This window comes from Pseudomonas sp. Leaf15, assembly GCF_001421425.1.
Lineage (GTDB): Bacteria > Pseudomonadota > Gammaproteobacteria > Pseudomonadales > Pseudomonadaceae > Aquipseudomonas > Aquipseudomonas salomonii.
Genome location: NZ_LMKI01000001.1, coordinates 501,365 through 513,468, shown reverse-complemented (window position 1 = coordinate 513,468; position 12,104 = coordinate 501,365). Strand labels below are relative to the sequence as shown.

The following is a 12,104-nucleotide window of genomic DNA, read 5'->3' as shown; positions in this document are numbered from 1 at the left end:
GGATGACCTCCCAGCGTACCCGCGAGCGTTTGATCCAGCGTCTGTATGAAGAAGGCCTGTCCAACGCGCAGGTGCTGGAAGTCATCCGGCGCACGCCTCGGCATCTGTTCGTGGATGAGGCGCTGGCGCATCGCGCCTATGAAGACACTGCGTTGCCGATTGGCCACAACCAGACCATCTCGCAGCCTTATATGGTTGCACGCATGAGTGAACTGCTGCTGGCGGCGGGGCCGTTGGACAAGGTGCTGGAGATCGGCACCGGCTCGGGTTACCAGACCGCCGTGCTCTCGCAACTGGTGGAGCGGGTGTTCTCGGTGGAGCGCATCAAGGTCCTGCAGGACCGCGCCAAGGAGCGCCTGGTGGAACTCAACCTGCGCAACGTGGTGTTCCGTTGGGGCGACGGTTGGGAAGGCTGGCCGGCGCTGGCGCCATATAACGGCATTATCGTCACGGCGGTCGCCACCGATGTGCCCCAGGCGTTGCTCGATCAGCTCGCACCTGGCGGGCGCCTGGTCATCCCGGTGGGCTCTGGCGAAGTGCAACAATTGATGCTCATTATCCGAGAGGACGAAGGTTTTTCCCGGCATGTACTGGGTGCCGTGCGCTTCGTTCCGCTGCTCAATGGCCCGCTGGCCTGATCATTTCTTTGTAAACAGTGAATTCTGTTGATGGGGATGTGTCTTACGGCGGGGCTTATTGAGTCAACATGATTGGACGCCGGGTTTAAACATGATGAATTTTTCGTTTCAGTCGTGTGCCGGTAAAAAGCCAATGCCCAGTTATACTTGCGACATATTTCAAGCCTGATACAGGCATTCATGTTCGGCCAGCACAAAGGGAGCGGCGGGTGAGTCTCACAGGTCTTGCGCAGCGTATGAGTAAAACAAGTTTTCAGCGACTGGTGCTTGGCCTCGTCTTGAGTTCCTTATTGGTGGGTTGCTCAAGCTCTCCGTCCAGTGGCGCTCGGGTTGTCGACCGAAGCGGTGCCAGCGCCGTGCCGCAAAAACCGACGGTCACCACCGGGCAATATGTAGTGCGAAAGGGGGACACGATGTTCTCGATCGCCTTCCGTTACGGCTGGGATTACAAGGCGCTCGCAGCTCGTAACAATATTCCTGTGCCCTATACGATACATCCGGGGCAAACCATCCGTTTCGATGGGCGGACCGGTTCGGCCTCGACGGCAGTTGTGACAAAGTCCGGATCTTCGGCCTCGTCTTCAAGCAAAACCACGATCATCACCAGGCCTGCAGGCACCGCCGCGCCTGCGGTTGCGAGCAAGCCGGCAGCTGCGCCGTTGCCACCTGCCGGGCCGGCGCCGACCGGTTGGGGATGGCCTTCAAACGGGGTGCTGATTGGAAAATTCTCTTCAAACGGTAGTTTGAATAAAGGCATTGATATCGCCGGGGATTTGGGACAGCCTGTTTTAGCTGCGTCTGATGGGACAGTGGTTTACGCCGGGAGTGGTTTACGGGGCTACGGCGAGCTGGTCATCATCAAACACAGCGATACCTACGTCAGTGCCTACGGTCATAACCGCAGGCTGTTGGTTCGGGAGGGGCAGCAGGTCAAAGTCGGACAGACAATTGCCGAAATGGGGTCAACTGGTACAGACCGGGTGAAACTGCACTTTGAGATTCGCCGCCAAGGGAAACCTGTAGATCCGCTGCAATTCCTACCCCGTCGTTGATGTGTTGCACAGCCTGTTCCCTCACGTAGAAGGAACAGGCTCCAGCGTTGCCAAGGATAAAGGCGTCGCTTGAGCTTGAGGTCGAACTCACCAAAGGACTATAACAATGGCTCTCAGTAAAGAAGCGCCGGAGTTTGACATCGACGATGAGGTTCTCCTTGAAATGGAGATACTCACCGAAAAGGAATCGATGTCGAATGATGAAGGGTCTCCAACTCCTTCAGTTCGCACCAAATCCAAGAACTCCACCGCGTTAAAGCAACACAAGTACATTGACTACACGCGGGCGCTCGACGCCACGCAGCTGTATCTCAATGAAATCGGCTTTTCCCCTTTGCTGACTCCCGAAGAAGAAGTCCATTTTGCGCGCTTGTCGCAAAAGGGCGATCCGGCTGGGCGCAAGCGCATGATTGAAAGCAACCTGCGGCTGGTGGTGAAAATCGCCCGACGCTACGTCAATCGTGGCCTGTCGCTGTTGGACCTGATCGAGGAGGGCAACCTGGGCTTGATCCGGGCGGTGGAGAAGTTCGACCCTGAGCGGGGCTTCCGCTTTTCTACTTATGCCACCTGGTGGATCCGCCAGACCATCGAACGGGCGATCATGAATCAGACCCGCACGATCCGGTTGCCGATCCATGTGGTCAAGGAGCTCAACGTCTACCTGCGGGCGGCGCGTGAGCTGACACAAAAACTCGATCATGAACCTTCGCCTGAAGAAATCGCCAACCTGCTGGAAAAACCGGTGGGAGAGGTCAAGCGCATGCTCGGCTTGAATGAGCGCGTGTCTTCGGTCGATGTCTCGCTGGGTCCGGATTCGGATAAAACCCTGCTGGACACCCTGACGGATGATCGCCCGACAGATCCTTGTGAGCTGTTGCAGGACGATGATCTTTCCCAAAGCATTGACCAGTGGTTGTCGGAGCTCACGGACAAGCAGCGCGAGGTGGTGATTCGCCGCTTCGGCCTGCGCGGCCATGAGAGCAGCACCCTGGAGGATGTGGGCCTGGAAATCGGCCTGACCCGTGAGCGGGTGCGGCAGATCCAGGTAGAGGGTCTCAAGCGCTTGCGTGAGATCCTCGAGAAGAACGGCTTGTCGAGTGAGTCGTTGTTCCAATAAGCGACGCTGAACAAAATGTGGGAGCAGACTTTATGTGGAAGCTGGCAAGCCAGCTCCCGCATAAAGTCTGCTCCCACATTTTTTTGTACCTACCCTGATCGTTCCCACGCTCTGCGTGGGAATGCAGCCCAGGACGCAGAGCGTCCCCAAGCGTGACGCAGAGCGTCACAAGAGGCATTCCCACGCAGAGCGTGGGAACGATCAGGCATAAAAAAACCCCGCTTTTAAGGGCGGGGTTTTTTCGACTAAGTCAGTACAAGTTAGATAACTTGAACTTCTTCAGCTTGCATGCCTTTCTGACCGCGGGTAGCGATGAAAGAAACCTGTTGGCCTTCTTTCAGGCTTTTGAAGCCGTCGGATTGGATAGCTTTGAAGTGAACGAACAGGTCGTCACCGGATTGTGGAGTGATGAAGCCGAAGCCTTTTTCATCGTTGAACCACTTAACGGTACCAGTTTGGCGATTAGACATGGTGTAACTCCTTGAACAAAGTTAACTGCGACTCAGGAAAAGCCCTGGCCGAGACTGAGTGCAAAGAGCAGGAAAAATTCTTGGAGATGGTTGGATCGAAATTCAACATATCGTGTAGAGATTCTCAGTGACACAAGCAACACAGTGACGTCACCTTAACCGTTTTTACCGAACGTGCCAATGGTATTTCCGAAGGTTTCTCTATTTTCGTGACTGGCGGTGGTATTTACAGTCGCCTGGCGCTGCTGCGTCGGCCCCGGCCACAGTGGCCGCCGCTTATGGCAGGCAGCACATTCATCAACAAATGCCCCGCGCCCTTTGAACCCCAAGGCCGGCCCCGGTAAGATGCCCAACAGAATTTTTCCACCTCGCTATTCAGGACACCCGCCATGAGCATCAAATCGGACAAGTGGATTCGCCGCATGGCGCAAGAACACGGCATGATCGAACCCTTCGTTGAGCGCCAGATCCGTGGCGAAGGCGCGGCTCCCGTGATTTCCTACGGTGTGTCCAGCTACGGCTACGACGTGCGCTGCGCCGATGAATTCAAGGTGTTCACCAACATCAACTCGGCGATCGTCGACCCGAAAAACTTCGACGAAAAGAGCTTCGTCGACGTCAAGAGCGACGTGTGCATCATTCCGCCAAACTCCTTTGCCCTGGCGCGCACCGTGGAATTCTTTCGGATTCCCCGTGATGTGCTGACCATCTGCCTGGGTAAAAGCACCTACGCACGCTGCGGCATCATCGTTAACGTGACGCCGCTTGAGCCGGAGTGGGAAGGCCACGTGACCCTGGAGTTCTCCAACACCACCACCTTGCCGGCCAAGATCTACGCCAACGAAGGCGTGGCGCAGATGCTGTTCCTGCAGTCCGACGAAGCCTGTGAAGTGTCTTATAAAGACCGCGCCGGCAAGTACCAGGGCCAGCGCGGCGTCACTCTCCCACGCGCTTGATCGAAAGGTCTTACACGTAAAGGGAATTAGTCTGCGTGAAGTGACTCTATTGGGTGTACTGCCTCGGCGCGTGCAAAACGCGCCGAGCCACGCTTGAGGAGTACTTTATGAAGATCGACCCGCGAATCAGCGCCGAACTCGCCCGGCTTGAACCCAACCAGATTGGTGTTTTGGCCTGGTCCCTGATGGCCGACCCTGCATATGCGGGCGGCATCCCTGGTCAACCTGACGAAGATTGGCCACAGCAGCCCACCGAACCCGGTGAGCCAGTCCTTCCCGATGAGCCGCCTCCCGCGCCTGTCGCCTGATTTATCAAAAGACATGGCTGGCGCTTCAGTGCACCGGCCATACGTCTTGATCGCCGATCACAAATAACCGCCGATCATCGCTTTTCTCCACGGAATAACCGCCGGTAAAAGCCCCGAACGCCGGCAGCAAGCTGATCCGCGAGCCGATCTGAAAGCACGGCAGTCGCAAGCTCTGACGGCCTTTGCCGCGCAGCCGGTACACCGGATGTACATGCCCGGCCAGCACATGATGGCTGGGGTGGGCATCCGGTTCATGCTGCAGCGCGAACGGCCCCATCAACATCGGCTCGGCCACCACTTCAATCCTCAGGTCGGCAGGCGGGTCGCCAGCGCGTTTATCGTGATTGCCGCGAATCAAGGTCAGGTTCAGTTGGTGATTGCGCGCGCGCCAGGCTCTCAAGGCGCTCAGGGTGCCGCTGGCGTGTGAGCCAGGGCCATGCAGGAAGTCGCCGAGAAAGATCACCCACGTGCACGGCAGTGCCGATAACAGACGGTCCAGGCGCTGCAGGTTTTCGGTGGTGGTGCCCTGCGGCACCGGTTGCCCGAGGCTGCGATACGCCGAGGCCTTGCCAAAATGCGCATCGGCGATCAACAGGCACTGGCGCGCGGGCCAGTAAATCGCCTTCTCCGCCAGCAGCCACAACTCCTCACCCTCAAGCGTCAGCAAATGATGCATCAGCGTTTCCCGTTATCCGCGACTTTTTCCAGGTCCTTGACCATGCGTGCAATGCGCTCGGACAGCTTCTCCGAACTCATGCTCTCGCGCATTCGTTCCACCAGCAGGGGAAAAGCCAGCGGCGTCGGCCGTTCGATTAGATGCAGGTCGAGTTTCAGTGCCGACAGATGGCTTAGTGTCTCTTCGAGCCGACGAATATCCAACTCATCACGCAGGACTTCTTCCCCGGCCTGGGTCAGTAAAAGGTTCTCTGGGTCATATTGTTTGAACACCTCAAAGAACAAGCCGCTGGAAGCTTGCACCTGCCGCGTGCTTTTCGGCGCGCCGGGGTAACCGGCAAACACCAGCCCGGCGATGCGGGCGATTTCGCGGAAGCGGCGCAGCGCCAGTTCCCCTGCGTTCAGGCTGGCGGCTACATCCACCAGCAGGTTGGCCGGGCTCAGCAGCGCTTCGTTCAACAACACCGGCCAGTCCACCGGGGTGGCGCTCAACAGTTCCAGGCCGTAATCATTCACCGCAATCGAAAAGGTCACCGGCTGGCCTTGGCTGACCCGCCACGCCAGCAGGCTCGCCAGCCCCAGATGCACCTGGCGCCCGGCGAACGGGTAGAGGAACAGGTGCCAGCCCTCCCGTGACTTCAGGGCTTCCGCCAGCAAGCGTGCACGCGTCGGCAGACCTGACCAGCGCAACTGGGTTTGTAACAGAGGTTGCACCGCGTGCATCTCCGGGCCGTCGAAGTGCCCGTGGGCGGCTGCATCAAAGCGCTCGACCACCGCTTGCGCCAATTCATTGGATAGCGGCATGCGCCCGCCATTCCAGCGCGGCACGGCCGCCTTTTTCGCGGTGCTGCGGCGTACATACGCCGTCATGTTTTCCACGCGCACCAACTCCAGCAAACGCCCTGCAAACAAAAAACCGTCGCCAGGCTTGAGCCGGGCGATAAAGCCTTCTTCGACACTGCCCAGATTCTTGCCGCCGCCGCCCTTGCTCCAGAATTTGAGCTGGATACTCGCATCGCTGACGATCGTGCCCACGCTCATGCGATGGCGTCGCGCCAGGCGTGCATCCGGCACGCGCCACACGCCATGCTCATCGGGCTCCACACGGCGGTAATCCGGATAGGCCGTCAACGACAGGCCGCCATGGCGCACAAACCCCAGCGCCCAGGCCCAGTCGGCGTCAGTAAGGTCACGATAAGCCCAGGCACCACGCACCTCCGTCAACAGTGCATCCGGGGTAAAACCACCGCCCAGGGCCATGCTCACCAGGTGTTGTACGAGCACATCCAAAGGCTTGTAGGGCGATTCGCGAGCTTCGATGCGCCGCTGCGCTATCGCGTCCTGGGCGGCGGCGGCTTCCACCAGTTCCAGGCTATGGGTCGGCACCAACGTCACCCGTGATGGCCTGCCTGGCGCATGGCCAGAGCGCCCGGCGCGTTGCATCAGGCGCGCCACGCCTTTGGCCGAGCCGATTTGCAGCACGCGCTCCACCGGCAGGAAATCCACACCCAGGTCCAGGCTTGAGGTACACACCACCGCTTTGAGCTGGCCGTCTTTCAGGGCGCGCTCCACCCAGTCGCGGGTTTCACGCGACAGCGAGCCATGGTGCAGGGCAATCAAACCCGCCCAATCCGGGCGCGCCTCCAGCAGCGCCTGGTACCAGATCTCCGACTGCGCGCGCGTATTGGTAAACACCAGGCAACTGCTGCTGGCCTCCACTTCGGTCACCACCTGCGGGAGCATCTTCAAGCCGATATGCCCGGCCCAGGGAAAACGCTCGACAGTGGGCGGCAACAAGGTGTCGACCTTCAGTTCTTTAGCCGTCTGCCCCTGCACATTGATCCCGCCGCCTTGTGGGACCAGAACCTCAAGGGCGTGGGACTGGTTGCCCAGCGTCGCGGAAATCCCCCACACCATCAAATCCGGATGCCAGCGCCGCAAGCGCGCCAACGCCAATTGCAACTGCACGCCACGCTTATTGCCGATCAGTTCGTGCCACTCATCCACGATCACCATGCGCAGGTGCGTAAGACTCGTCTCACTGTCGGCACGTGCGAGCATCAGTGTCAGGCTTTCCGGGGTGGTCACCAGCGCGGTGGGCTGGCGGCGGGTCTGGCGCGCGCGTTCGCTGCTGCTGGTATCCCCCGTGCGCAGGCCGATGCTCCAGGGAATCTCCAGTGCCGCCAGTGGCGCCTCCAGGGCGCGTGCCGTGTCAGCGGCCAAGGCGCGCATAGGCGTGATCCACAACACCGTCAGCGGCTCTGCGGGCGCTTTGCGTTTACCGGTAGCGGGCGGGCGAGTGACGGCGAAGCGGTTAAGGGCGGCGAACCACAGCGCATAGGTCTTACCCGCGCCGGTGCTGGCGTGCAGCAGGCCTGACTGGCCTTCTTTAACGGCCGCCCATACGGCTTTTTGAAAGGCGAACGGCTTCCAGCCCTTGGCGGCAAACCATGTTTTGGCGAAATCGAGGGGTTTTGCCATTCGGCGGCTGACGCTCTGGAGGCTCTATGTCAGAGACCCTCCAGGCGTGGCAAAGGTTTACTTCAAGTTACCGCTCAGAAATTGCTGCAGGCGCTCGCTCTTCGGATTGCCCAACACATCTTCGGGCGTGCCTTGCTCTTCCACCAGGCCCTTGTGCAGGAACAGCACCTGGTTCGACACCTTGCGCGCAAAACTCATCTCGTGGGTGACCATGATCATGGTGCGGCCTTCCTCGGCCAAACCCTGGATTACTTTCAACACTTCGCCGACCAGTTCCGGGTCGAGGGCCGAGGTGGGTTCGTCAAACAGCATCACCTCCGGCTCCATGGCCAGGGCGCGGGCGATGGCCACCCGTTGCTGTTGGCCACCAGAGAGGAACGCCGGGTATTGATCGGCCACGCGTGCCGGCAGCCCGACCTTATCCAGGTAGCGACGGGCACGGTCTTCGGCGTCCTTCTTGCTGCAACCCAGTACCCGGCGCGGCGCCATGGTGATGTTTTCCAGCACGCTCATATGGCTCCACAGGTTGAAATGCTGGAACACCATCGCCAGCCGCGTGCGCAGGCGTTGCAATTCGGCGTCATCGGCCACGCGCATGCCATGGCGGTCGCTGACCATGCGGATCTGCTGGCCATCAAGGGTCATGGCGCCGTCGTTGGGCGTTTCCAGAAAGTTGATGCAGCGCAAAAAGGTACTTTTGCCTGAGCCGCTGGCGCCGATCAGGCTGATCACGTCACCGGTCTTGGCCTTGAGCGAAACACCTTTGAGCACTTCATTGTCGCCATAGCTTTTATGCAGGCCTTCAACGGTCAATTTGTACATGGGGCGTGCATCCTCAAGGCGAAAGTAGGTAGCCGCTGCGGTAGGCTTGCGTGCCGGCAACATGGCTGATCACCATGCCGGCAGTTGCCATGCGCCGCAGCGAACGGGCGTAAAGCAGGCCGGCATGTTGGCAGTGCACAGGCGTTACGCGGTCAGTAATGGGGTCGATGATTTCGGCGAGCAGTTGCCCGGCTTCCACGTATTCACCGGGCAGGGCGCAGAACACCAGCAAGCCGCCGACCGGCGTGGTCACCGGTTCCACGCCCGCCAGCGGCGTGGCCGGGTAGGGCAGTTCGGGCAGTGGCGGCGCGTCACCGGTAATGGCACCGAAGTGAGTCAGGTAATCGATGATCGCCTGGCAATCCAGCGCCGCCAGGCCGTGGTTGACGTCGCCTTGGCCGCGCAGTTCGACGGTCACCGAAAAGCTGCCCATCGGGATCGGGAAGCGCTCGCCGAAGCGTTGCTGCAACTGCCACCACACCAGCGTGAAACACTCGTCGAACGACTGCCCGCCGGAGTCGGTCGCCAGCAAGTTGGCCTCCGAGCCGATATAGCGCGCCAGCGGTTCCACCTGCGGCCACGCCTCGGGCGTGGTGTACAGGTGCGCCACGGCTTCAAAGTCGCAATGCAGGTCCAGCACCATGTCGGCATCACAGGCCAGGCGTTGCAGCACCAGGCGCTGGGATTGCAGCTGGGTCGCGGGCGTTTGCGCCGCAAGGGCCAGGCTCAGGGCGTCGCGAATAAGCTCGACGTTGTGCACGGGGTCGTCGCCCAGCAACTCTTCGACCTGATCGCCGACTGCCTCACTGAGATCGACAAACAGGCGATTGAAGTTCTGCCCGCTTTCCAGCTCGTAGCGGCCCAATGGAATGTCCATCAAGACCTGCTCAAGCCCCACCGGATTGGCGATGGGCACCAGCACGATCTCGCTGCGCAGGCGCCCGGCCGCTGCCAGCTCCGCCAGGCGCAGCTTCAGGTGCCAGGCCACCAGCATGCCTGGCAGCTCATCGGCATGCAGTGATGACTGGATGTAAACCTTGCCCTCAGCCTGTTCCGGGCCGAAGTGGAAACTGTGAACCTGCCGCGCCGTGCCGGGCACCGGCGCGATCAGTTCATGTACCTGATGACGCATGACGACTCCTTAGTGGCTGGGCCCGAGAAAGGCCAGCCAGCGGCGCTCCGCCAGACGAAACAGCCCGACCAGCGCAAAGGTCACGGTCAGGTAGATCAGCGCAGCGATGCCGAACGATTGAAAGGTCATGTAAGTGGCCGAGTTGGCGTCCCGCGCCACCTTGAGAATGTCCGGCACCGTCGCAGTAAATGCCACCGTGGTCGAGTGCAGCATCAGGATCACTTCGTTGCTGTAGTAGGGCAGCGAGCGACGCAGGGCCGAGGGCATGATCACGTAGGCATAGAGCTTCCAGCCGCTCAGGCCGTACGCCTTGGCCGCTTCGACTTCGCCGTGGGCCATGCTGCGGATCGCACCGGCGAAAATCTCCGTGGTGTACGCGCAGGTGTTAAGGGCGAAGGCCAGAATGGTGCAGTTCATCGCATCGCGAAAGAACGCATCCAGCACCGGCTGCGCGCGCACGGCGGCGATGCTGTAGATGCCGGTGTAGCAAATCAGCAGCTGGATATACAGCGGCGTGCCACGAAACAGGTAGGTGTAGAACTGCACCGGCCAGCGTATGGAGCGTTTGCGCGAGACGCGGGCGATGGACAACGGGATCGAGACCAGAAAGCCGATTACCAGCGCCGCGCTGAGCAGCCACAGGGTCATCGCCAGCCCGGTGATGTGTTGGCCGTCGCTGTACAGGAAGGGCCGCCAGTATTGTTGAAGAAGTTCGATCATCGCACGGCCTCCCGGGACCCAGCGGAGTAGCGGCGCTCAAGCCAGCGCAGGACGACGTTGGATGCACTGGTGATCAGCAGGTAGATCAGCGCCGCGATGACCAGAAAATAGAACAGCTGATAAGTACTCTTGCCCGCATCCTGCGCAGCCTTGACCAGGTCCGCCAGACCGATGATCGACACCAGCGCGGTGGCCTTGAGCATCACCATCCAGTTGTTGCCGATGCCCGGCAAGGCAAAGCGCATCATCTGCGGGAAGGTCACGAAGCGAAACCGCTGCCCGCGTGTGAGCCCGTAGGCGGTCGCCGCTTCCAGCTGGCCGCGGGGCACGGCGAGGATCGCGCCGCGAAAGGTCTCGGTGAAATAGGCGCCATAGATGAAGCCCAGGGTGATGACCCCGGCGCTGAATGGGTCGATTTCGATGTAGTCCCATTCCATAAAGTCGGTAAAGCCGGTCAGCCAGATTTGCAGGCTGTAAAAAATCAGCAGCATCAGCACCAGGTCGGGCACGCCGCGAATCAAGGTGGTGTAGAGCTGGGCAGGGATGCGGATCAGGCTGACGCTGGACAGTTTGGCGCTGGCGCCGAGCAGGCCGAGCAGGACGCTGACGGCCAGGGAGGCGACCGACAGTTTCACGGTCATCCACGTACCTTGCAGCAATAGCGGGCCGAACCCCTTCAAGCTGAAGGCACCCAGCCCCAGGGTTTGCAAAAGATCTTCAAACATGAATTCAGGACCTAATGGCGATAAAAAAGCGCCCACCGCAAACCGGTGGGCGCCGGGGTGTTATTTACCGCTGTAGAGGTTCAGGTCGCCGAAGTGTTTCTTCTGGATGGTGGCGTAGGTGCCATCATCGTGTAACGCTTTGATACCTTTATCGAGCAGAGCCTTGAGGTCTTTGTTACCTTTTTTGATACCGACCGCAGTTTTCGATGGCAGCAGTGGGTCGTCGATGGCCTTGCTGACTTCGTAGTCAGCGCCGGCCGGCGACTTCAAAAAGCCCAGTTCGGCTTGCAGCATGTCCTGCACGGAAGCGTCCAGGCGGCCCGAGGTCAGGTCGGCGTAAACCTGATCCTGGTTGGCGTAGGCCTTGGTGGTCACACCGGCTTTGTCCAGCACGGCCTTGGCGTAGGCTTCCTGGATGGTGCCTTGCTCGTAGCCCACGGATTTGCCCTTGAGGGACTCAGGCGTGGAGAAGTTCGCGCCCTTTTTGAACACCAGGGACGTCGGGCCGGAGAACAGCTCGCTGGAGAAATCGATCGCCTTTTCACGGGCTTCAGTCACGGTCATCGAGGAAATCACGCCGTCGAACTTGTTGGCGTTGAGGCCTGGAATCATGCCGTCGAAGTCGCTTTCAACCCACTTGCACTTCACTTTCAGCTCGGCACAGATCGCATTGCCCAGGTCGATATCGAAGCCTACCAGGCTGCCGTCGGCGGCCTTGGACTCGAATGGCGCGTAGGAAGGATCGACACCAAAACGCAATTCCTTGTATTCCTTGGCCAGCGCGGTACCAGCAGCCATGCACAGAGCCAGTGCAGAAAGGGTCAGCAATGCTTTTTTCATTATGTAATCCCTGGAAACCAAGATAAGCGCTTGTGGCGCGGTTAGGACTGTTACTGAACGGTGTCAGACGGATCACAAGTAGCAATTTCTGCACCATAGTTCCGAATGAGTGTTTTAAAAGGTGGGATAAGGGAGATGTGAGTGTAGGAGATGCCCGAAAATGGGCAT

Annotated in this window: 13 protein-coding genes; 5 read left to right on the top strand and 8 right to left on the bottom strand. The window is 59.8% G+C overall.

From position 1 onward, the window contains the following. Positions 1 to 2: 2 nt before the first annotated feature. From ASE80_RS02510 to rpoS, 3 genes are all read left to right on the top strand, one after another. Positions 3 to 638: a protein-L-isoaspartate(D-aspartate) O-methyltransferase gene (locus ASE80_RS02510; protein ID WP_169850588.1), complete on the top strand. Its 636-nt coding sequence runs from the start codon at positions 3 to 5 to the stop codon at positions 636 to 638. A gap of 209 nt (positions 639 to 847) precedes the next feature. After that, positions 848 to 1,690, top strand: coding sequence for a peptidoglycan DD-metalloendopeptidase family protein (locus ASE80_RS29715; protein ID WP_065928988.1), 843 nt, complete (start codon positions 848 to 850; stop codon positions 1,688 to 1,690). Positions 1,691 to 1,796: 106 nt separating this feature from the next. Beyond that, positions 1,797 to 2,807: an RNA polymerase sigma factor RpoS gene (rpoS, locus tag ASE80_RS02500; protein WP_056857520.1), complete on the top strand. Its 1,011-nt coding sequence runs from the start codon at positions 1,797 to 1,799 to the stop codon at positions 2,805 to 2,807. A 260-nt stretch (positions 2,808 to 3,067) separates the two neighbouring features. Here rpoS and ASE80_RS02495 read toward each other — a convergent pair whose 3' ends face one another. After that, entirely contained in the window at positions 3,068 to 3,277 is a 210-nt protein-coding gene (locus ASE80_RS02495) for a cold-shock protein (RefSeq protein ID WP_002554837.1), read from the bottom strand. Between the two features lie 389 nt (positions 3,278 to 3,666). On the opposite strand from ASE80_RS02495, the gene dcd reads away from it, so the two are divergent. Continuing rightward, on the top strand, positions 3,667 to 4,233 hold the full coding sequence (gene dcd, locus ASE80_RS02490; protein ID WP_017137166.1) for a dCTP deaminase: 567 nt from the start codon (positions 3,667 to 3,669) through the stop codon (positions 4,231 to 4,233). 107 nt (positions 4,234 to 4,340) lie between these two features. Then, positions 4,341 to 4,541 (top strand): hypothetical protein, encoded by a 201-nt coding sequence (locus ASE80_RS02485; protein WP_017137167.1) that lies wholly within the window; start codon positions 4,341 to 4,343, stop codon positions 4,539 to 4,541. A 25-nt stretch (positions 4,542 to 4,566) separates the two neighbouring features. Here the strand turns inward: ASE80_RS02485 and pdeM are convergent, their stop codons facing one another. The 7 genes from pdeM to ASE80_RS02450 are packed head-to-tail and all read right to left on the bottom strand — an operon-like array spanning position 4,567 to position 11,936. Then, complete coding sequence (pdeM, locus tag ASE80_RS02480) at positions 4,567 to 5,217, bottom strand: ligase-associated DNA damage response endonuclease PdeM (RefSeq protein ID WP_056857519.1); 651 nt, start codon at positions 5,215 to 5,217, stop codon at positions 4,567 to 4,569. After that, on the bottom strand, positions 5,217 to 7,697 hold the full coding sequence (locus tag ASE80_RS02475; protein WP_056857518.1) for a ligase-associated DNA damage response DEXH box helicase: 2,481 nt from the start codon (positions 7,695 to 7,697) through the stop codon (positions 5,217 to 5,219). The genes pdeM and ASE80_RS02475 overlap by 1 nt, the downstream gene beginning before the upstream one ends. Positions 7,698 to 7,754: 57 nt before the next feature. Then, positions 7,755 to 8,519: an ABC transporter ATP-binding protein gene (locus ASE80_RS02470; RefSeq protein WP_056857517.1), complete on the bottom strand. Its 765-nt coding sequence runs from the start codon at positions 8,517 to 8,519 to the stop codon at positions 7,755 to 7,757. Between the two features lie 13 nt (positions 8,520 to 8,532). Further along, positions 8,533 to 9,651, bottom strand: coding sequence for a succinylglutamate desuccinylase/aspartoacylase family protein (locus ASE80_RS02465; protein ID WP_056857516.1), 1,119 nt, complete (start codon positions 9,649 to 9,651; stop codon positions 8,533 to 8,535). 9 nt (positions 9,652 to 9,660) lie between these two features. Then, complete coding sequence (locus ASE80_RS02460) at positions 9,661 to 10,371, bottom strand: ABC transporter permease (protein ID WP_056857515.1); 711 nt, start codon at positions 10,369 to 10,371, stop codon at positions 9,661 to 9,663. Continuing rightward, positions 10,368 to 11,096, bottom strand: coding sequence for an ABC transporter permease (locus ASE80_RS02455; RefSeq protein ID WP_017137172.1), 729 nt, complete (start codon positions 11,094 to 11,096; stop codon positions 10,368 to 10,370). Before ASE80_RS02455 ends, ASE80_RS02460 begins: the two co-directional genes overlap by 4 nt. Before the next feature lie 60 nt (positions 11,097 to 11,156). Further along, on the bottom strand, positions 11,157 to 11,936 hold the full coding sequence (locus ASE80_RS02450; protein WP_017137173.1) for a transporter substrate-binding domain-containing protein: 780 nt from the start codon (positions 11,934 to 11,936) through the stop codon (positions 11,157 to 11,159). Positions 11,937 to 12,104: the final 168 nt, after the last annotated feature.